Origin of the sequence: Cellulophaga sp. RHA19, from assembly GCF_002813425.1 — a bacterium.
Taxonomy (GTDB): Bacteria; Bacteroidota; Bacteroidia; order Flavobacteriales; family Flavobacteriaceae; genus Cellulophaga.
The window spans coordinates 884,225-905,934 of sequence record NZ_PHUL01000001.1 but is presented as its reverse complement, the minus strand read 5'-3'; the positions used below and the strand labels follow the sequence as shown (position 1 = coordinate 905,934).

The following is a 21,710-nucleotide window of genomic DNA, read 5'->3' as shown; positions in this document are numbered from 1 at the left end:
GGGAATTTAAAAACGTATGTACTTGTTTAAACGCAGTTTAGTAAATTCTATTTTTAAAACACACATTTATTCGTTAAACGGTAAAACAATGTATTTTGACGATCTTTTTTTTACTATTTGTAAATGTAATTTAACAAACAAACATCTTTATAGTAGTTGAAAACACTAGCTTTTGTAGGTTTTTATTTCTTAATTTTTTAGGGTGAATAAAATTTATTTTTAAAGAGTAGATTTTTATTAAAAATAATGTCCCCTATTTTTTTTTAGCATCGTTATAGAATTGACAATGAATTAATTATTAATTTTAAAACAAAAAGAATGAAAGATTTTATGCTAATTTTTATTGGAAAAGAGTACACAGACCTAGGACTTTCTCCAGAGCAAATGCAAGAACGTATGGGGAAGTGGTTTGCTTGGAACCAAAAAATGCAAGAACAAGGTGTTGTAAAACAAGGCGAAGCTTTGCATCCAGAAGTTAGACAAATTACTGGTCCTAAAAGAACAGTAACAGACCGCACAGCTGCAGAACTTAAAGAAATAGTTGGTGGCTACTATATGGTAAAAGCAAAAGATTTAGATGCAGCTAGTAAAATAGCACAAGATTTTCCGGATTTTGACCTTGGCAATACTGTAGAAATAAGAGAAGTATTAGTTTTTGATGATATGGAATAATGCAAGACCAACAACTTATAGACCATCTTTTTAGACACCAGTACGGAAAGATGGTCTCTATTTTAATTCGAATTTTTGGATTAAAAAACATAGAAATTATAGAAGATGCTGTGCAAGATACTTTTGCAAAAGCAACGGTGCAGTGGCGTAAAAAAGTCCCAGAAAATCCTGAAGCTTGGTTTACAAAAGCAGCAAAAAATAGGGTAATAGATTTACTGCGAAAACTAGATGCAGATAAAAATAGAGTTGAAAAATTAAATTATAGTGCTTCTGCCATAGCATTTAATAATTTATTTGATAAAGAAGAAATACAAGACAGTGAGCTCCGAATGATTTTTACTGCTTGCCACCCTAAATTAGATACTAAAGACCAAATAGCTTTTGCATTAAAAACTATTGGTGGTTTTAGCACTGCAGAAATTGCCTCTGCCTTATTATTAAAACCAGAAACAGTTAAAAAAAGACTCACAAGAGCAAAGCAAACAATAAGAGCAAAGAAGGTTAATTTTGAGTTACCTACTAAAAAAAGACTTCAAGAGCGCTTACATAATGCCTTAGAAGTTATATATCTTATTTTTAACGAAGGTTTTCACTCTAACCACAATAAGTTCTTAGTTCGTAAAGAATTGTGCGGAGAAGCGCTTAGATTAACTAAAATTATACTCTCTAAGCAAGAGTTTAGGTGTGGTGCTAGTTATGCTTTATTTGCCCTTTTATGCTTTAATTCATCTAGACTAGGTGCAAAAGTAGACGAGAACTTTAATAGTATCGACTTAAAAAACCAAGATCGTACCAAATGGTATTTACCTTTAATACATTTAGGAAATAATGCATTGGTAAAAGCAGAGGAGTTTGGAGATTTTTCTACTTACCATATTGAAGCAGCCATTGTTGCAGAGCATTTAAAAGCAGCAAATTTTAAAGATACCAATTGGAAAAAGATTTTAGAACTGTATAAACAGTTACAACAACACCAAGATAATACAATGGTGTCTTTGTCTATTGCTGTTGTACTAATTCAGTTAAAAGAGCAAGAAAATGCATATCAAATACTGCTGCAATTAGAGCCAGAAGCCTTAGAACAACGCTCTTATTTGTTTTATGGGGTTAAGGCTGAGTATTATAAAAGCTTAGGAAAAATAAAAGAAGCAGTTACTTATTTAGACATAGCTATAGAAAATGTATACAGTAAACCAGAAAAAACTTATTTGGTTAAAAAGAAAAATGCTTTGCTCACAACGTAAAGGCATTTTTGTTTTTACTGCAGTAGGTATTCCAGTTTTCTAATCGGCCTAAATACATTTTTAAATAGTTTTTGCTTAAAAATATGTTAGACCAGTCAAACCTTTGCGCTTGTACACCTAAATAAAATAGCCAAATTGCATTAGCTGCAATAGGTATAAAATCAACTTCTTCTTTACTTAATACTCTTTGTTTTTGGTAACCTTTTAAAAACTCTTTAAGCTTTAATTGGTATACTTCTTTATCTGTTTCTATATGAAAAAGTTGCTTACAGAAATAGGCGACATCTAACACTAAGTAACCATTTCCACAGAAATCAAAATCAAAAATAGTAATTTCTTTATTTTTGGTAATGCTCATATTATCATACCAAATGTCTAAATGGATAATACCTTTTGGTATTTTGGTGTGCATTATATTTTTAAAGGACTCTTCAATCTTTTGGCCTTGCGCTCTAATGTATTCCATTTCTGGCAAGTTAGCATCAAAATATTTACTTGTAAAATTATATGGTTTTGTAACCAGTGCTTCTGTAGTATAGCTAATACGGGCTATTGTTTTTTCTTTAGTAACATTATGTATTTTACCCATTAGCGTGCCTATAGTAAAACAAGTGTTGTTGTCTATAAACCTAACTTTTTCCCCTTCGGCAAAAGAAAAAAGTACAGCGTAGCGTTCTCCTTCTGGAGCTTGTATTTTTTGTATAAGGTTGTTGTTTTTATCTGCTAATGCATAGGAAACACTTAACCCGCTATTTTTTAATAGTTCTAAAAGTTTTAACTCTTCTAAAATTTCTTGTTTGGTTCTCCAATTATAACAATACACACGCAGAACATAGGTAGTATTTATGTTTTTTAAAAAATAAGTGTGATTTATGCCTGTTCTAAACAAAGAACACTTAAAATCTTCAGTTAAATTATACTGATGTTTAACCAGCGTGCCTAAAGCTGTAGCGGAAAGAGTAGAGGTAGTTACTGGAAAATTTGTCATTTTTTAAAAAATAATCTTCCGCTTGCAACGTATGCCGCAGCCGGAATTAGGATCAGGAAATTGTAGGTTGTTATTTCAAAATATAAAAAACTAAATGCCATTACTACAACTAGCAACAGCATTAAAAGTTCAAATTTTTTTTTCGTCATAATCTATTTATTGGCTAAAAGATATAGAAGAAATATTGTAGGCATAAAGTAAATAACTATAGTTTTTGCGCCTTCATAATCCTTTGCAATACGTTGTCCAAATAACAAAAATAATAAAGTAATACATGACAAAATTGTACCGTAAATAGCCATATTACTTTGTCCGTCTAAAATAAACTGTACTACACCAACAGCACAAAGAGCACCAGCAATAACTTCTATAACCAAAATAATTCCTAACAGTAAAGGAACCGTGTTTTTTAAAGGCGTTTCACTAAAATGCCCGGTTAACCAAGACAAGTTTCCTTTCCAGTCTGCAACTTTATCAAAACCACTTTGTAAAAAAGTAATAATTAAAAAGATTAATAATAGAATTTCAGTAATATTTTCGTGTACGTTTGTCATTTTTTTAGCTTGGTTTTTTGTGTAAAAATCTTGTTAGTTTTATAGATAAATCTGTTAAAATTAATTTTGCATTTCCATTACGTTCTATATGGTACATTGCTGTTTCTAGCTCTGTAATAATGTCTACAATATTATTTTCATGTATAAACGGGGCAAATTTTTCTAGCTTAAAACCTTCTACGTGTATTTCCATAAAAGCAAGCTCGTTTGTATTGTAATTTACCAGCATTGCTTGGCGCATTATAGCCATACAATACGTTAAAAATTTCTTTTGTGTTTCTCTTCCTGTCTTAGCAATTTCATTGCTCCACAAAATTAAATCTTGTATTGCAGCTTTGTTACCTTTTGCTCTAAAGGCTGTACGTACCCATTGCACAAACCATTTTTCAAACACCAAATCTTCAGAGTCATTATTCATTAAATCTAGTGCTTTATTAAAATTACCATTAGATTCATGAGCAATTTTAAAAGCGGTTTGTTGGTCTAATCCTTTTGCAATTAATGCAGACGTTATTGCATTTTCTGCTAGTGGAGGAAAATGTAAAATTTGGCACCTAGAGCGTATGGTTTGTATAATTTGCTCTTCATCTTCAGCAATTAATATAAACACAGTTTTTTCTGGTGGCTCTTCAATTAGTTTAAGTAATTTGTTAGCAGCTGCTATGTTCATTTTATCAGCCATCCACATAATCATCACCTTATAACCACCTTCATAAGATTTTAAAGTTAGCTTACGTACAATATCTTGTGCTTCGTCTACCCCAATTTGACCTTGTTTTTTTTCAATACCAATAAGTCGGTACCAATCAAACAAATTACCATAAGGTTGGTGGTTTACAAACTCGCGCCAATCTTGCATGTAGTGGTTACTAACAGCGTGACTCTTAACTTTATCAGAATTAGTAACCGGAAAAGCAAAATGTAGATCTGGATGCGATAAATTTCCGCACTTTAAATTACAAGCCTCTATACCACCAGTATTTTCTCCGTTTACATTTTTACATAATAAATATTGAGCATATGCAATTGCCATTGGCAGAGTACCGCAACCCTCATTACCAACAAAAAGTTGTGCGTGTGGTATACGGCCAGCATCTGCACTTAAACACAAGTGCTTTTTTATATGAGAAAGTCCTAAAATATCTTGAAACTGCATATCGTCAAAGATATGCAAATGAACCAAATTAAAAATACTGCTAGACTTTAAAAATACAAGAGTGTAGCTTTAGTAATTTTCATTTTTTAAAAATTGAGTTTCAAAAAAATGAATAAACCATAAAAAACAGAGGCAAAAAGAAATTTTATGATAATGATACTGCGTTTACACTGTACAAAGCTAAAAATACTGTTAATGGTTTTATATGCAATACTTAAATCTTTACATTTGGTGTCTGTAAGTCTAACGAAGCTAAATTTTAACAAGCGCACATTATGAAAACAATAAACGATTTTAATTTTGAAAACAAGAGAGCATTAATCCGTGTAGATTTTAATGTTCCTATGGATGAAAATTTTAATGTAACAGATACTAACCGTATTGAAGCTGCAAAGCCAACAATAATAAAAGTGTTAGAAGATGGTGGTAGTGTTGTTTTAATGAGCCATTTAGGAAGACCAAAAGGACAAGTTGTGCCAGATTTATCTTTAGAGCACATTTGCAGTACTGTTTCTGATGTGTTAGGTGTGCAAGTAAATTTTGTGTCTACTCCTGTTGGAGAAGAAGCAGAAACAGCTGCCACTAATTTAGAAAACGGGCAAGTATTACTTATAGAAAATTTACGTTTTAATGCTGAAGAAGAAAAAGGTGGTGAGGCTTTTGCAGAACAATTATCTAAACTAGGAGATGTTTATATAAATGATGCTTTTGGTACAGCCCACAGAGCACATGCATCTACAACAGTTGTTGCTAAATTTTTTCCAGAAAGTAAGTGTTTTGGATCTTTATTAGCTAAAGAAATTGAAGCTATAGATAAAGTAATGCAAACTGGAGAAAAGCCAGTTACTGCAATTTTAGGAGGCGCAAAAGTATCTTCTAAAATTACAATTATAGAAAATATATTAGATAAAGTAGACCATTTAATTATTGGTGGTGGTATGACGTACACATTTGTAAAAGCACAAGGCGGACAAGTGGGCGACTCTATCTGTGAAGATGATAAAATGGAACTTGCTCTAGATATTTTAAAGCAAGCAAAAGAAAAAGGTGTTGAGGTGCATATTCCTGTAGATGTTATTGCTGCAGATGAGTTTAGCAACACAGCAAATACTAAAATTACAGATGTAGATAAAATTGAAGAAGGATGGCAAGGTTTAGATGCCGGACCAAAAACTTTAGAGATTTTTAAAGAAGTAATTTTAAAGTCTAAAACTATTTTATGGAACGGACCAATTGGCGTTTTTGAAATGGAAAGCTATGCTAAAGGAACTATAGAAATAGGAAATTATATTACCGAAGCTACACAAAATGGAGCATTTTCTTTAGTTGGTGGTGGAGACTCTGTTGCTGCTGTTAAGCAATTTGGTTTTCAAGACAAGGTAAGCTACGTATCTACTGGTGGTGGTGCAATGTTAGAAAGCTTAGAAGGTAAATCTTTACCAGGAATAGCTGCAATTACCGCTTAAAATAAGGTTAGGCACAATTGTTGATTGCTTTTAAAAGCGTTAAAAATTTTATTTTTAAATAAAAAAACACGACTTTACCAAGCAATCAACTAAACTAACCAAAAGAAAATTTAAATGAAACGTATTTTTTTAGGAGTACTGCTGTTTTCGGGTACCGCTATTTTTGCACAAGAAAAAGATAGCATTGTAACCACGTCTATAAGCACAGAGATTTTAAGTGTTGTAAAGAACGACACTGTTGATTCAATTGCAAAAAAACAACAGGATGTACCGCAAAAAGTACAACCTATAATTGCGCTTGTTTCTGATGATTCATCGGGAACAAAGTATCAATTATCAGACTATAAAAATGCTGCTGATTATGACAAAGCTTGGTTAAAACAAATTAAAGAAAGCGCTTCTTTGTTTGATACCATTTATAATAAAATTGCCAACGAGCGCATAGAGAATATACCAGTCAGTTTTACAGATTTGCCAACAGACACTTTAAAAGCTAGGTTAGCACGTTTAAATGCTAAAACACCATTTAATGTAGAGTATAACGAGTCTTTGGAGCGTGTAATTAAGTCTTACTTAACCCGTAACAGAGGTTTAATGGAGCGTATGCAAACTGTGAGTCAGTTTTACTTTCCTATGTTTGAGCAGGAGTTAGATAACTTTAATATGCCATTAGAAATGAAATATTTGGCAATTGTAGAGTCTGCATTAAACCCAAGAGCAAGATCTAGAGTAGGAGCCACAGGACTTTGGCAGTTTATGTACGGTACAGGTAAAGAACAAAACCTAGAAGTAAACAGTTATGTAGATGAACGTAGCGACCCCATAAAATCTACAAGAGCTGCTTGTGAGTATTTAACGCGCTTATATAGCATTTATAACGATTGGGATTTAGCGTTAGCAGCATATAACTCTGGACCAGGAAACGTAAACAAAGCTATTAGACGTTCTGGTGGTTACACCAATTACTGGAACATTAGAAACCATTTACCAAGAGAAACAGCAGGTTACGTACCTGCATTTTTAGCAACAATGTATATTTTTGAGTACGCTAAAGAACACGGTATTTATGGTGAGGTTGTAGAGCGTCCTTATTTTGAAACAGATACAGTACACGTAAAAAGTATGCTGACTTTTGATCAAATTTCTAGGTTTACAAACGTAAGCGTAGAGGACTTAGAGGTTTTAAACCCTTCTTATAAACTAAATATTATTCCTTTTCAGGAAGATAGAAATCACGCTTTACGTTTGCCAACAAGTGTAATGGGTAAATTTGTATCTAATGAAGATGCTGTTTATGCACTTGCAGAGGAAGAATTAAAAAAGATTGAAAAACCAATGCCTAAATTAGTGCAGGCAGAGTCGCAATCTAGATATAGAGTTAGAAGTGGTGATTTTCTTGGTAAAATTGCAGAGAAGTTTGGGGTTAGAGTAAGTGAAATTAAAAGATGGAATGGTTTGCGTAGCAACAATTTAAGAATTGGTCAGCGATTAACTATTTTTTCTAGAAACTCTAAAGCCGTAGCATCTGCAAAGCCACAAACTAAACAAAAGCCTATTCCGCCTGGTGCTAAAACGCATACAGTACAATCTGGAGATTCACTTTGGACTATTTCTCAAAAATATTCTGGAATTTCTGTAGATAATTTAAAAGATTGGAACGGTATTAGTGGTAAGAATTTAAAAGTAGGCGCAAAAATTATGTTGTGCGATTGTTCTACAAAAAAAATATAACCGTTAAACCAATTTTTTAATCAGATGAGAAAGTTTTCAATTTTAGTTTTTGCCATTACCTTGGCACTAACTTCATGTAAAGATGGTGCAAGTACCAAACAAGATTTTACACCGGCTTCAATAGGGCAAGTAAACTCACTTACGGTAGTAATGAGTAATGAGCTTTGGGAAGGTAAGGTAGGAGACATTGTTAGAGATCATTTTGCTGCATCTGTAGTTGGTATTGCTTGGAACGAACCAATTTTTACATTACGCCACTTACCAGAGACAGTTTTTACTGGTGCAGTTCGTAAGTCTAGATCTATTTTAGTGGTTCAAAAAAAGGATACAACTAGTTTATCATACATAAACCATAATACATACGCTCGCCCACAAAATGTTGCCGTAGTTGTGGCGCCAACAGAGGATGCGCTTATAGAAACTATAAATGAGAAAGCAGATCATATAATATCAGAATTTAATAAGGCAGACCTTAAATTAACACAGGGCAATTTTAAGCGTTCTTTATTAGAAGACACAACCATAGAAGATACTTTTGGTGTGACAATGGACATACCTTCTGTTTATAGTGTTGGTAGAGCTGATGATAATTTTGTTTGGTTAGATAGAGATATTAAAAATGGAACAATGAACTTAATTGTGTATGCTCTTCCTTGGAACTCATTTAATAATGACGCCACTTTTATAAGTGATATTGTTAGCAAAAGAGATTCTATTGGAAAAAAATACATACCAGGCCCTAATGAAGGTACATATATGGATACAGAAAAAGCTTTTGCACCTTCTGTTTTCCCTGCAGAAATTGGCGGTAAAAAAGCTGCTGAGGTTAGAGGTCGTTGGGAAATATATAACTACTCTATGGCTGGCCCATATGTTTCTTATATTATTAATGATGAAGCTAACAAACGTAAATTAGTTGTAGAAGGCTTTACATTTGCTCCTGCAGCTGTTAAAAGAGACTTTATGTTTGAGCTGGAAGCTATTATTAAAACATTAAAGTTTGTGCCTAAGAAGACTTCTAATTAAGTTTAAACTTACTACATATTAAAACTAAAAAGGCTCCAATAAATTGGAGCCTTTAATTTTCACATAGTATTGCACTCTTAAATGCAATTGGTTAGCCTTTTAATTTGTGTCTTTTGTTTAAATCTTTTTGCCTATTTAAACAAAAGCGTACCCGGTTAGCACTCTATACATTAAAGCATAAGCTGCAATAACGATTAATGTAAAACAAAACCAAGAAAACATCTTGAAATAGTTTTTTAAAATAAAGTGCCCAAGGTTTTTAAATCCATTTACATAGATTTCTTTACAAAGTAAAATTCCTTTCATGAGCGTGCATTTAAATTAATTAAGTAGTAAATGTCGCAAAAGGCCTCGTTACAAAGCAATAATTCTAGTTAAATGGTATTATAAAAAGGTTCTATCTATAAGTTTAAAATAAATCATCGATGAACTACATTATCAGGTAGTTAGCTCACAATTTCTTTTGTAGGTAAAGTCTTTATTCTGTATAAGATTTGTAATATATATAAACTTTTAGAATAATCTAGAAGCTTATATATATTACATTATATTTTTGTTTTATAATATTACATATCTACTATTATAAATTCTGATCGTCTGTTTTCTTGATGTTTTTCTCTTGAACAGCTTACACCGTCTTCACACTCATTAATTAACTGTTCTTCTCCATAACCTATTGCACTAACAATTCTACTAGCATCTATACCTTTAGAGATGATATATTTTCTGGTAGATTTAGCTCTCCTGTCTGATAAAAATTTGTTGTAGGCATCATTACCCCTTACATCTGTGTGCGATTCAATTTTAATTTTCATATTAGGGTATTCAGTCATAACTTCTACAAGTTTGTCTAGCTCTATGCTGGCATCTTGTCTAATGTAAGACTTATCAAAATCAAAGAATATTTTTTCTGTTTTAAGTTTCTTAATTCCATTTTCAATAGCAATCATATCATGCAACTTTCTCATTGCAATATCTGCATTTACTACTTGATTTTCTTTAGTTGCTGTATCTAGCTCTTCATCGAAAAAAGTTTCTTTATTAGCCTGCAACTTATATTTGGTATTACTCTCTAAATCTTCAAAAACAAAACTACCATCATCTGCGGTTACAACTTCTTTAAGTTTAATATTGTTTTCGTCTAATAAAGTAACCAATGCGTTAGGTAATAGCTCTCCTGTTACAATTTCTGTAACCACACCTGCTATTGCATTTTCAATAACTTCTTCTACTAATAAGTTTTTAAATGAGTAAATATCATCATCACCTTTGCCGCCTTTTCTGTTAGATGCAAAGTATCCTTTTTGTGTTTCTTCATTAATTATATAAGAAAAATCATCTTTATTACTATTAATTGGCTGTCCAAGATTTATAACATCTTTAAAGCCTTCCTCGTCATAAGCAACTTCATAAACATCTAGTCCTCCTAAGCCTACATGGCCATTAGATGAAAAGTATAGTTTTTTATCGTTTATAAAAGGGAACATTTCTTTTTGCTCTGTATTAATTTCTGGTCCTAAATTTTTTGGAGAAGAAAATAAACCGTCTTCTAAAACATCAACCACAAAAATGTCCGTTTCTCCAATACTACCTGGCATATCAGATACAAAGTATAATTTTTTACCATCTGCACTTAATGCTGGGTGTCCAGTAGAGTAATCATCACTATTAAATGGTAACTCTACAGCCTCAGACCATTCGCCATTTATTTTTTTAGACATATATAGCTTAAGGTTGTTTATACCGTTTTTATCTCTTTTTAATTTTTTACCATAGTTGTTTCTGGTAAAATACATCGTTTTATTATCAGGAGAAAAGGTAACAGAAGCCTCATGGTATTTGGTGTTTACATTTTTAGAAAACTTAATAGCGTCTTTTAACTCGTCAGATTGCTGATTAACTTTTGCTACATATAAATCTAAGTACGGTTGGTTGTTCCATTTGTATCTTCTAGTATTAAAAAAAGAAGAATCTTTTGCAGATGCAAACACTATTTCTTCTTTGTTATAGAACATTGGAGAAAAATCAGAGTTTTCTGTGTTTATATTCAAGTTTTTAAGTCCAAACTTAGGTTCTCTCTTTAAAATTGCATCTAAAATTTGCTCATTTCTTGCCGCTTCATCAGCTTCTAAATCAATAATTTCTGGTTCTTTATCTTTCATACGGTTATACAAACGCATAAAACGCTTTGCTTTACCATATTTACCATTTCCTTTAAGCGAATGAGAATATTTAAAAATTTCATCAGCAGTTAAATCATCTCTATAAGAGTCATATAAAATTTGATACCAGTGGTAAGCTCTCTCCATATTTGTGTTATAATAATGAGAGTCCCCTGCTTTTTGCAAAATTTCTTTAGTGTAATTTTCTTCATTATCTTCTAATGCTTGCTCATACAATTGTGCAGCTTCTGCATACCATAGCATATCAAAATATTGATTAGCCTTTTTTATTAACTTACTGTTACTTGCAGAAAATTTACTTTTTTTATAGGTGGTAGTTTCCTCTGCAACATTATCTATATATAAACTACTATCTATAGTTTTTAAATTTGCAATAGGCAAACTCATATCTACAATAGGTTCATTAACAGTAACTGTAGTTGCTTTCTGTGTTTCTTGCGCAGACACACTAAAGGCCAACAATAATAAGAAAGTAGGTATTAATTTTTTCATTGTACAATTATTAAAAGAATCTTGGGGATTTAATCTTGGTTTCTTTAGAAGTAAACTGATATCTAAAAAAGATTTCATGACTTCCGTTATTGTAATTTTTTAGGTTAGTTGTAGCGTAATCATATGCATAACCAATGTTTATTCTAGGTGAAACTTGTAAGCCCAAAAGAGCATTAACAGAGTCGTCCCACCTATAACTAACGCCTAAATTTAAAGTTTCGTGTATTAGAAAGTTAATTGATGCATCTATAGACAATGGTGAACCAGATACATATTTAGTAAAAAACGAAGGTTTGAACTTTAAATTTGGATTAATTTTAAATACATAACCCCCTATTAAATATAGGTGTTTACGCTCTGTAGCCTCAGATTCTTGAATCTCGTTATAGTGATTTCCTTTTAAAATATTTGGCACAGATAAACCTAAAAAATAATTATCTGTATAATAAAATACACCAGCTCCAATAGTTGGTAATATTTTACTATTTATATTTTCACTAAACGCTACATCTGGATCTTTATATATCCCTTTAGACCAGTCTATATTTAAAAACCTAAGTCCACCCTTTAAGCCAAAAGCTAATTTATCTCCTTTTCTGTTTACTATTAAATGATGGGCGTAGTTACCATCAATATATGTTTCTTGAGACGGACCTAGATCATCTTGAATTATAGACAAACCTATACCATTATACTCATCTAAAGGACTATCTATACTGAAATTAATGGTCCTGGGCGAACCCTCTATACCAACCCATTGACTTCTATAAAGCGCAAGTGCAGCTGTATGTCCTCTTGAACCAGTATATCCAGCATTAACCGTCATAGGGTTATGAGAATATTGTGTGTACTGTGGATCTTGTTGACAGTATGCAATAGTGCTTAAACTGAGCATTAAAATCAGACTAAAAATAATTTTAAATATATTCATTGTAATCTTTTATCTTGTTAAATACAACCAACCCGATTTAGATGGCGTTTTGTTATCTCTTAATTCTAAAGTGTAGTAATATGTACCAACCGGCATTTTTTCTCCACGTTTTATTGTAGCTCTTCCTTGAGAAGTACCATTCCAAGTGTTTTTATACCCTTCTTGTTCGTATACTTTTACACCCCAACGATTAAAAATTTGTAAATAATTGTTTGGATATTGTTCTATACATTCTATAAAAAACACATCATTGGCATTATCTCCGTTAGGCGAAAATTCATTATAAACTTTAAGACAACTATCCTCAGATATATTAATAGTGGCAGTATCAGTATCGTTTGATGAATTGTCATCAATTTGGTCTAAGTATGATAAAGTAGCAGTGTTTAAATAATCACCACCAGCTAAAACAGTTGTGTTTATCACAAGTGTAGCAGTTTCATTAGCATCTAGCGAAGAAATAGTCCATTCACCAATACCTTCATCATATAAACCTACTGTAGTTGTAGCGTTATTAAAGCTGTAACCGTTAGGTAAAATTTCTTGTATGCTAATATTTGTAGCTGTGAAACTACCATCATTTGTTGCTGTAATTGTAAAAGATATAGTATCACCAATATTTGAATCAGGAAAGTCTACTGTTTTACTAATAGATATATCTGTAGTAGGCATATCTATACTAACCATAGCTTCATCATCTTCTAGTGAGTCTACACCATCAAAATTATTAGGAGTAGAATCAGGATCGTTTTGATCTACAGTAGTAACCTGTGCTGTTGTAGTATACTCATCGCTTGCTCCAGTAGGTGCATTTACTGTTGCTTGGTAAGTAAACGTTGTTGATAATCCAGAATCTAGATCAAAAGCAGGCCAGCCAATAGTGTTACCAGAATTAGAACCACCGTTAGATATTGACGTAACAGTAACCCCGTTAGGAATGTAGGCTTCTATATTTATACCCGTAGCATCAAGTACACCATTATTTGTAACTGTTAACGTATAAGTAACAGTTTCTCCAACGTCCGCTCCTGTATCCGAAACTATTAAAGATAATTCTATATCCGTTGCATCTACTGGAGTATTAAGTGTAAAAGAACTTTCATCATCCTCAGACTGGTCTCCATCATCATTATTAGGAGTAGAATCAGGATCTGTTTGATCTGCGCTAGTAATCTGCGCTGTATTTTTATATTCATCTGTAGCACCAGTAGGCGCATTAACACTTGCCGCATATTGTAAAATAATTGTAGTAGCGTTAATGCTAGGAATATCCCAAGAGATTGTATTTCCAGATAACGACCCACCATTACTAATAGAAGACTGAATTACAGAAAAACCGATAGGTACAATATCTTCAATAGAAACATTAGTAGAAGCAGAAGTAGTAGTTACTTCAATTTCAAAACTAATAACCTCTCCAACAATAGCATTAGGGTTAGAGCTAGCAGATAGTCTTTTAACCATACTAATATCAGACGATTGTAAAGTGTTTACAACCATAGCTTCATCATCTTCTAAAGAGTCTATACCATCATAATTATTAGGAGTAGAATCAGGATCAGTTTGGTCTACAGCTGTTACTTGTGCAATAGTTAAGTACTCATCACTTGCCCCAGTAGGAGCATTTACCGTTGCTTGGTAAGTAAACGTTGTTGATAATCCAGAATCTAGATCAAAAGCAGGCCAGCTAATAGTGTTCCCAGAATTAGAACCACCGTTAGATATTGAATTTATAGTGTATCCGCTAGGTACATAATCTTCAATATTTATACCTGTAGCTTCTATAGCTCCATTATTAGTAACGTTAAGTGTAAAAGTAACAATGTCACCTACATTAACATCAGTATCAGAAACAGTTAAAGATAATTCTAGATCAGTTTCAGTTATAGGAGTGTTTAGAGTAAAAGAACTCTCATCATCCTCAGACTGGTCTCCATCATCATTATTAGGAGTAGAATCAGGATCTATTTGATCAGCATCAGTAATCTGCGCTGTATTTTTATATTCATCTGCAGCACCAGTAGGCGCGTTAACAGTAGCATCATATTGTAAGATAATTGTAGTAGCGTTAATGCTAGGAATATCCCAAGAGATTGTATTTCCAGATAACGACCCACCATTACTAATAGAAGGCTGAATTACAGAAAAACCGATAGGTACAATATCTTCAATAGAAACATTAGTAGAAGCAGAAGTAGTAGTTACTTCAATTTCAAAACTAATAACCTCTCCAACAATAGCATTAGGGTTAGAACTAGCAGATAGCCTTTTAACCATACTAATATCAGATGACTGTAAAGTGTTTACAACCATAGCTTCATCATCTTCTAGTGAGTCTACACCATCAAAATTATTAGGAGTAGAATCAGGATCAGTTTGGTCTACAGCTGTTACTTGTGCAATAGTTAAGTACTCATCACTTGCCCCAGTAGGAGCATTTACTGTTGCTTGGTAAGTAAACGTTGTTGATAATCCAGAATCTAGATCAAAAGCAGGCCAGCTAATAGTGTTCCCAGAATTAGAACCACCGTTAGATATTGAATTTATAGTGTATCCGCTAGGTACATAATCTTCAATATTTATACCTGTAGCTTCTATAGCTCCATTATTAGTAACGTTAAGTGTAAAAGTAACAATGTCACCTACATTCACATCAGTATCAGAAACAGTTAAAGATAATTCTAGATCAGTTTCAGTTATAGGAGTGTTTAGAGTAAAAGAACTCTCATCATCCTCAGACTGGTCTCCATCATCATTATTAGGAGTAGAATCAGGATCTATTTGATCAGCATCAGTAATCTGCGCTGTATTTTTATATTCATCTGCAGCACCAGTAGGCGCGTTAACAGTAGCATCATATTGTAAGATAATTGTAGTAGCGTTAATGCTAGGAATATCCCAAGAGATTGTATTTCCAGATAACGACCCACCATTGCTAATAGAAGGCTGAATTACAGAAAAACCGATAGGTACAATATCTTCAATAGAAACATTAGTAGAAGAAGAAGTAGTAGTTACTTCAATTTCAAAACTAATAACCTCTCCAACAATAGCATTAGGGTTAGAGCTAGCAGATAGCCTTTTAACCATACTAATATCAGACGATTGTAAAGTGTTTACAACCATAGCTTCATCATCTTCTAGAGAATCTATACCATCATAATTATTAGGAGTAGAATCAGGATCGTTTTGGTCTACAGCTGTTACTTGTGCAATAGTTAAGTACTCATCACTTGCTCCAGTAGGAGCATTTACCGTTGCTTGGTAAGTAAACGTTGTTGATAATCCAGAATCTAGATCAAAAGCAGGCCAGCTAATAGTGTTCCCAGAATTAGAACCACCGTTAGATATTGAATTTATAGTGTATCCGCTAGGTACATAATCTTCAATATTTATACCCGTAGCTTCTATAGCTCCATTATTAGTAACGTTAAGTGTAAAAGTAACAATGTCACCTACATTCACATCAGTATCAGAAACAGTTAAAGATAATTCTAGATCAGTTTCAGTTATAGGAGTATTAAGTGTAAAAGAACTCTCATCATCCTCAGACTGGTCTCCATCATCATTATTAGGAGTAGAATCAGGATCTATTTGATCAGCATCAGTAATCTGCGCTGTATTTTTATATTCATCTGCAGCACCAGTAGGCGCGTTAACAGTAGCATCATATTGTAAGATAATTGTAGTAGCGTTAATGCTAGGAATATCCCAAGAGATTGTATTTCCAGATAACGACCCACCATTACTAATAGAAGGCTGAATTACAGAAAAACCGATAGGTACAATATCTTCAATAGAAACATTAGTAGAAGCAGAAGAAGTAGTCACTTCAATTTCAAAACTAATAACCTCTCCAACAATAGCATTAGGGTTAGAGCTAGCAGATAGCCTTTTAACCATACTAATATCAGATGACTGTAAAGAGACTGAAACTACAGCTTCATCATCTTCTAGAGAATCTATACCATCAAAATTATTAGGAGTAGAATCAGGATCTATTTGGTCTACTTGCGTAATTTCAGCAATATTAGTATACTCATCTGCTATACCACTTGGGTTATTAATAGTAGCCGTGTAACTAAATGTAGTAGTGTTTAAATCTTCTAAGTCAAAATTAGGCCAAGTAATTGTATTTCCTGTCAATACTCCTCCGTTAGTAGCACTAACAAAAGTGTAACCAGGAGCTAGTACATTTTGTAATTGAATATTTGTAGCGTCTATAGCTCCTAAATTTTCAATATCAATTGAGAAAATAATAGTATCTGATGGATTAGCAGAACTAACATTAGATGTCATATCTATTTCTAAATCAGAATAATTATTAGATGGTGCACTAGTCATACTAAGTAATAACTCTGTACAAAAACAATTAGAGTTACTTGGTGAAAACTCTACAACTATATTGCTATTTGCACCACAAAATTCTGTTGTTCTAAATTCTATATTTTCTTCTATAGAGCCACCAGAAGGAATTGCTTGAGAAAGAGATCCTGTATAAATAGAATTTCCTGTCTTTACACCAGATGCGTCTGCACAATATACATTGTAATTAATTCCGCTAGATAAATCTTCTGTACCTGTGTTTTCTAAACCAATAATTATATTGTAATAAGTATCTGTGCTTGTTATAACGTAACTAGCAGTAGGAGTATATGATGAAGTTTCTAAGAATCCTTTAGTAACTTGAACTGTAGTGCTAGTATTACCAGTAATTACTTCTGTATCACCACAAGAAACACCAGAACAAGATAAGCCAGATACAGTAACATAAGTGCTTAAATCAATATCATAATTACCTTCACATATAAAGCCTGTACTTTGGATGTTAAAATTATATGCAATAACATCAGTATCACTAGCGCCTTGTGGCAAAGCAATAGTTATTTCTTCTTGGTCGTTAACAAGTGTTTTAGAAATAAAGGTTACACTTACAGATCCTGTAGAGTTTAAAGAACCATCTACATAAGTTATACCAGCAGGCAAAATTACTTTAATAAAATCGGAATTCCCCGTTACACCCCCTGTTATATATGTTTCTGCAGATACTGTTTCTATTTCACAACCATTAAAACTCGGAGAGTTTAAAATAGTTGTATTAGTACTGTAAGGAGGTTCTGCTCCTGTAATTATTATTGGTTCTGCAGCAATTCTACTATTACTACCATTAGCCATACCGCCGTAAGGACTGTTACCTGTAACTATATAAGTAGTACCAGTGTTAGATACGTAATTACATTGCGGACTTAAATTTAGTCTAATTATAGCTATTTGTTCATCTAAACTATTAGAATTTAGTGAGCCTAGTAAGCCATTATTTGCAGATATAAGAGTGTGATCTAGTAAATTTATAGAAACATTGTTGCCAACAATAGTAGGTGTTATGGTTTGTATATTTCCAGAGTTTTGAGGGTATTCTATAGTAATAGAATTAATTGTAATAGCGCTTATATCTCCAGGAATATCAAAATTTATTATTGGATCAATTAAGTCTGCTTCTCCGGCATTTCTAGATTCTAATATAACTTCATAAGCTTCACAAGTACCAACACTGCTTGTAGGTTGCTGTAAAATTTGTAACTGAATAGCAGCGTCTACAGGTGTTAAGGTTAATATTTCTTCATTAAAATAAGTTGTAGCATCGTAATTGGTAGGGTAATCTATACAGTCATAGTTGTGAGAAACTCTAATTTCCTTATCAGAGCTTCCAGTATAAGTACCTTCAAACCTAATGTTTTTGCATGTAACGTTACCTTCTTCTATAGTTCCAAATTCTATATAAGTAACTTGGTTAGATGTTGTAAAGTTTAAGGGTGTTTCTGTACCACCATCTACTAAATAGGCGTTGCTAATGGTAAAGTCTAAACCAGTGTCTACTCTTAACCAGTTATTGTTTGTTTCTTCAAAATCATGTTTACATATTTCAATTTCAAAACTTTCAATTAAAGAGTTACCAACAAGTATTGAGTTGTCAGATCTTATTTCGTAATCTGGTGTAACGTATGTAAAATTTTTAGTGTCACTTGTTGTTATCTCTTCTGGAAAATCAGAATGAGCAAATTCATCGTAAGTGTAACTAACTGTAAAAGGATTGGATCCGTGTGCAGAATTTGTTCCTGAAATATTTACTAGAAGCTCTGAGTAATCTCGAGCTCCTTGATCGTTATGTTTAAAGTTAGGCCCTGGTGTTATAGTAAGTATATTGCCAGATAAAGAAAAATCAAATCCGCCATTTGAACCTGTAGGGTATTCATTACTAGGATCTATTCTTGCAAAAAAAGAACTTAGAACTTGAGAGTTAAAATGCATACCATCAGGTATTTGCACTGTTGCAGATTTAAAAAGCCATGTTGGCCTAAATTCATTAGGAAACTTATCGCTTAAATTAGAAAAATGAACAATACTAGCTGTAAGGTTTACATTAGAGCACCCATCAACAGTTCTATCTTTAGTTCTTGCATATATGTTATCTTGAAAAAAGAAAGCCGTTTCATTAAAAACTTCACAACCAATTTCTGTAGAAGTAGCATCTAAACTGTAAAATCTACCTTGAAAATTATTAAAATTATACAGTCTTGCTTTTTGAGGGAATTCATCTTTAAATCTAAAATGTAGCTCTACAGATATTTCATCTTCTTCAAAACCTTGACCGTATATATAGGTAGGTGAAATTAATGTTTTATAGCTAGATAAATCTACTGTTACAAAATGGTTGTTTGTTCCTTGTTTGGTTATAGTTGGAGCTACGGTTAAGGGAAACGTTTGAGGAGTACCGGTTGAAATATCGTTAATAGTAATTGTTCCGTTTTCATAGGCAATAATATCATCCATATTAACACCATTTTCTGTAACATAACGCATCTCAAAATAAAGATTATCACGTTCATCGTTTACCATTTTAGCTTCACTAGTAACTACCATTTGATCTTTAGGCATATAGTAATTAGTAGCGTGCGTATTTGGGTCTAAAGTTACTCTAGTAGACATACTTGCATCTGTAAAACCAGCAGTTTCTCTGTTTGCATTAAAACTGGTTGTTGTTGGTCCTACGCAACCACTATTAGAACAGTGTGTTACAGCTTCAAAAGAACCACAATGTAAGCTTGTTGTGTAGCAGCTACTTTCATAAGAAGATGTAAAAGGTAATTGTATATTAGAAGGACCAGTATATACACTACAATCTATAGTTATTGCAAACTCTACAGGTATTACTAGTTCCTTAGAGTTTATCATAAAATCTGCTAAGTTGGTTTCTCTAAATGTTATTATATTGCCTGTTTGTGTATATCTACTATCTGCACTAACATCTAATGTAATACCTGTTGGTACTTCTAGTGTTGCCAAGTAGCTGGTGTTTACATTGTTTGTGAACATTTCTACACCATTACATGTTGGAGCTTCTTCACTAGCTACAAAATTTCCTGTAAAGCCAACTCTAAAGACAGACCCTTCAATCATATCTAGATCATAACTTTCTGATGACCCATAGTTATATAAACTTTCTCTTTCTATATACTGAGAATCCATATTTTCTCTAGAAGACATTGTGTCACTACCACAAGATGTTACAGACCAAGTATCTATATGTAAATCTATGTCGTTTACATATATAGAAAACCCTTCATTACAAGTTGGATCATTGGGATCCATCTCCATATCAACGTTAATTTCTGTAGATTCACCTGCTGGTAAATCATCATAATACCCATCACCATCTAAATCATCTAAACCTCCAGGTCCGTCTGGATCTGTTGTTAGATAGTTTGATGCAATGTGGTGAGAACCTAAGCCAGATCCGCCAGGAATAGTAGAGGGCCAACGTTGAGGATTAATTTGGCTGCCTCCGGTAAATCTAAAGTTAGACAATATTCTATTTGTGTTATTATCATCACCAGACATTGGGTTAAAACCAACAGTAGAAAACCTATCGTCGTCTGTAAAACCAATATTTATATTAACATTATAAGACGGTGTACTGCTACTAGTATTACTAACAGAATATGTATAGGTAACTGGAGCATCCCATCTTGGTCTTGGGTTATTTACTTCTTGTAAAGTTAAGTTTGTGAATTCTTCAATATATACTACAGAGCCAGGAATTGTAGCTCCAATTTGGCAATAAGTTCCGTTTGTACACCCCCATCTAGGGCTATGCCTTGAGTATTGATTTGCTTGGCAACTGGCTAGTTCTAGATATTCTTGTAGTATTATTGTTTCGTTATCAAATTTGTTATCTCCATTACCTACCTGACCAGCAAAAGGAGCATCATTTAAATTAATTAGATAAGTATAGTTGTTTCCAGAAATAGTTGTTGGGTTTAATAAAGTACCATTATAAGATAAGGTATAAGTACTTATAAGTTCATCAGATATTGTAACAACATGTTCAAAAGACTCTATGCTTCCGTTACCAGAATTAGTAATTTGTATAGGTCTTGTAGTAGATTCTCCTACATATAAGTTTTCTGTAGCAATGTTTTCTACTGCTAAATAAGCTCTTTGTAATGAGTAAGAGTTTATGGTTAAATCGTTATCTGTATCAGATTCTGCGGTAGAACCATCTATATAGGTTATAGTGTGCGAATCTTTAAACAATCCTCCACTATAAGATAACTGTACAGCATCGCAACTAGCCGTTTTTTCAAAATCAAACTCTACAAAATCAAGAGCTTGCCAGTTTGCATTACTAGGTTTCTCTATACTAAAGGTAGGACTATTAAGATTGCTTATATCAAATTCAGAGATTGTAAATCCGCCAGATCCAGTTTGGTTGGTTATTAATAAACTACCAGGCTTGTAGGTAATGCCATCGGGTAGGTCAAATGAAATTTTGAAGGTATTTAAGGTCGATTGTTTTGCATATACACCAACGGTTGTTCTACCGTCATTGTTTCCTCCACAGGGACCCATATCTGTAGAGCTTAAGTCTATTCTATAATTACTATTGTTTATTTGAGCATTTACTACCGTTGTTGATAATGCTAAAATAAATAACATTGTTAGATAAGTTAAAAATAGTCTTGAAACTTTTTTCGATACAAGATTTTGCATAGGTGTGATAAGTTATAGTTAAAAACTTCATTAGTAATACACTTCATTTTAATTAATATTTTGGGGTTGCCACAAAACTATTGTAAGGGTTTGTGGTTAAACATAATATGTTGTAACTGACTGATTAAATGTAGTTAAACGTTATTTTTATGTTGTATGGCTATTTTTTTAGGTGCTAAAAAATAAAGGAAGTTCTGTTAAAAGCACTTTTCATCG

The 21,710-nt window shown here is 32.8% G+C and carries 12 protein-coding genes; 5 read left to right on the top strand and 7 right to left on the bottom strand.

The window, feature by feature from the left end:
• Positions 1–318 precede the first annotated feature (318 nt).
• Both AX016_RS04005 and AX016_RS04000 read left to right on the top strand, forming a co-directional pair.
• Positions 319–672 carry a YciI family protein gene (locus AX016_RS04005; RefSeq protein WP_100894384.1) on the top strand — a complete coding sequence of 118 codons (354 nt, stop codon included), beginning with the start codon at positions 319–321 and terminating at the stop codon, positions 670–672.
• Positions 672–1,916, top strand: a complete 1,245-nt coding sequence (locus tag AX016_RS04000; protein WP_100894383.1) for an RNA polymerase sigma factor — start codon at positions 672–674, stop codon at positions 1,914–1,916. The genes AX016_RS04005 and AX016_RS04000 overlap by 1 nt, the downstream gene beginning before the upstream one ends.
• Here the strand turns inward: AX016_RS04000 and AX016_RS03995 are convergent.
• From AX016_RS03995 to AX016_RS03985, 3 genes are all read right to left on the bottom strand, one after another.
• Positions 1,906–2,904 (bottom strand): phosphotransferase, encoded by a 999-nt coding sequence (locus tag AX016_RS03995; RefSeq protein WP_100894382.1) that lies wholly within the window; start codon positions 2,902–2,904, stop codon positions 1,906–1,908. The two genes, AX016_RS04000 and AX016_RS03995, sit on opposite strands and share 11 nt — an antisense overlap.
• Positions 2,905–3,056: 152 nt before the next feature.
• Positions 3,057–3,458 (bottom strand): DoxX family protein, encoded by a 402-nt coding sequence (locus AX016_RS03990; protein ID WP_100894381.1) that lies wholly within the window; start codon positions 3,456–3,458, stop codon positions 3,057–3,059.
• A 4-nt stretch (positions 3,459–3,462) separates the two neighbouring features.
• Positions 3,463–4,614 (bottom strand): DNA polymerase III subunit, encoded by a 1,152-nt coding sequence (locus tag AX016_RS03985; protein ID WP_100894380.1) that lies wholly within the window; start codon positions 4,612–4,614, stop codon positions 3,463–3,465.
• Positions 4,615–4,889: 275 nt separating this feature from the next.
• Here AX016_RS03985 and AX016_RS03980 point away from each other — a divergent pair, with 275 nt between their 5' ends.
• The 3 genes from AX016_RS03980 to AX016_RS03970 all read left to right on the top strand — a co-directional run bounded on the left by AX016_RS03980 (position 4,890) and on the right by AX016_RS03970 (position 8,837).
• The gene (locus tag AX016_RS03980) at positions 4,890–6,080 is read left to right on the top strand and encodes a phosphoglycerate kinase (protein WP_100894379.1); all 1,191 of its coding nucleotides are present in this window, start codon (positions 4,890–4,892) and stop codon (positions 6,078–6,080) included.
• A 114-nt stretch (positions 6,081–6,194) separates the two neighbouring features.
• The gene (locus AX016_RS03975; RefSeq protein ID WP_100894378.1) at positions 6,195–7,811 is read left to right on the top strand and encodes a lytic transglycosylase domain-containing protein; all 1,617 of its coding nucleotides are present in this window, start codon (positions 6,195–6,197) and stop codon (positions 7,809–7,811) included.
• 24 nt (positions 7,812–7,835) lie between these two features.
• On the top strand, positions 7,836–8,837 hold the full coding sequence (locus AX016_RS03970) for a DUF4837 family protein (RefSeq protein WP_100894377.1): 1,002 nt from the start codon (positions 7,836–7,838) through the stop codon (positions 8,835–8,837).
• A gap of 135 nt (positions 8,838–8,972) precedes the next feature.
• Here the strand turns inward: AX016_RS03970 and AX016_RS17415 are convergent, their stop codons facing one another.
• The 4 genes from AX016_RS17415 to AX016_RS03955 all read right to left on the bottom strand — a co-directional run bounded on the left by AX016_RS17415 (position 8,973) and on the right by AX016_RS03955 (position 21,440).
• Positions 8,973–9,143: a DUF6747 family protein gene (locus AX016_RS17415; protein ID WP_330400301.1), complete on the bottom strand. Its 171-nt coding sequence runs from the start codon at positions 9,141–9,143 to the stop codon at positions 8,973–8,975.
• A gap of 260 nt (positions 9,144–9,403) precedes the next feature.
• On the bottom strand, positions 9,404–11,512 hold the full coding sequence (locus tag AX016_RS03965) for an OmpA family protein (protein WP_100896797.1): 2,109 nt from the start codon (positions 11,510–11,512) through the stop codon (positions 9,404–9,406).
• Between the two features lie 10 nt (positions 11,513–11,522).
• Positions 11,523–12,443, bottom strand: coding sequence for a PorP/SprF family type IX secretion system membrane protein (locus AX016_RS03960; protein WP_100894376.1), 921 nt, complete (start codon positions 12,441–12,443; stop codon positions 11,523–11,525).
• Positions 12,444–12,452: 9 nt separating this feature from the next.
• Entirely contained in the window at positions 12,453–21,440 is an 8,988-nt protein-coding gene (locus AX016_RS03955) for a gliding motility-associated C-terminal domain-containing protein (protein WP_198519402.1), read from the bottom strand.
• Positions 21,441–21,710: the final 270 nt, after the last annotated feature.

What these genes read in the sequence shown, in the direction of transcription:
- AX016_RS03965 (WP_100896797.1), bottom strand. Translation starts at nt 11,512, where the DNA reads ATGAAAAAATTAATACCTACTTTCTTATTATTGTTGGCCTTTAGTGTG.
- AX016_RS03990 (WP_100894381.1), bottom strand. Translation starts at nt 3,458, where the DNA reads ATGACAAACGTACACGAAAATATTACTGAAATTCTATTATTAATCTTT.
- AX016_RS17415 (WP_330400301.1), bottom strand. Translation starts at nt 9,143, where the DNA reads ATGAAAGGAATTTTACTTTGTAAAGAAATCTATGTAAATGGATTTAAA.
- AX016_RS03975 (WP_100894378.1), top strand. Translation starts at nt 6,195, where the DNA reads ATGAAACGTATTTTTTTAGGAGTACTGCTGTTTTCGGGTACCGCTATT.
- AX016_RS03970 (WP_100894377.1), top strand. Translation starts at nt 7,836, where the DNA reads ATGAGAAAGTTTTCAATTTTAGTTTTTGCCATTACCTTGGCACTAACT.
- AX016_RS04005 (WP_100894384.1), top strand. Translation starts at nt 319, where the DNA reads ATGAAAGATTTTATGCTAATTTTTATTGGAAAAGAGTACACAGACCTA.
- AX016_RS04000 (WP_100894383.1), top strand. Translation starts at nt 672, where the DNA reads ATGCAAGACCAACAACTTATAGACCATCTTTTTAGACACCAGTACGGA.
- AX016_RS03985 (WP_100894380.1), bottom strand. Translation starts at nt 4,614, where the DNA reads ATGCAGTTTCAAGATATTTTAGGACTTTCTCATATAAAAAAGCACTTG.
- AX016_RS03980 (WP_100894379.1), top strand. Translation starts at nt 4,890, where the DNA reads ATGAAAACAATAAACGATTTTAATTTTGAAAACAAGAGAGCATTAATC.
- AX016_RS03955 (WP_198519402.1), bottom strand. Translation starts at nt 21,440, where the DNA reads ATGTTATTTATTTTAGCATTATCAACAACGGTAGTAAATGCTCAAATA.
- AX016_RS03960 (WP_100894376.1), bottom strand. Translation starts at nt 12,443, where the DNA reads ATGAATATATTTAAAATTATTTTTAGTCTGATTTTAATGCTCAGTTTA.
- AX016_RS03995 (WP_100894382.1), bottom strand. Translation starts at nt 2,904, where the DNA reads ATGACAAATTTTCCAGTAACTACCTCTACTCTTTCCGCTACAGCTTTA.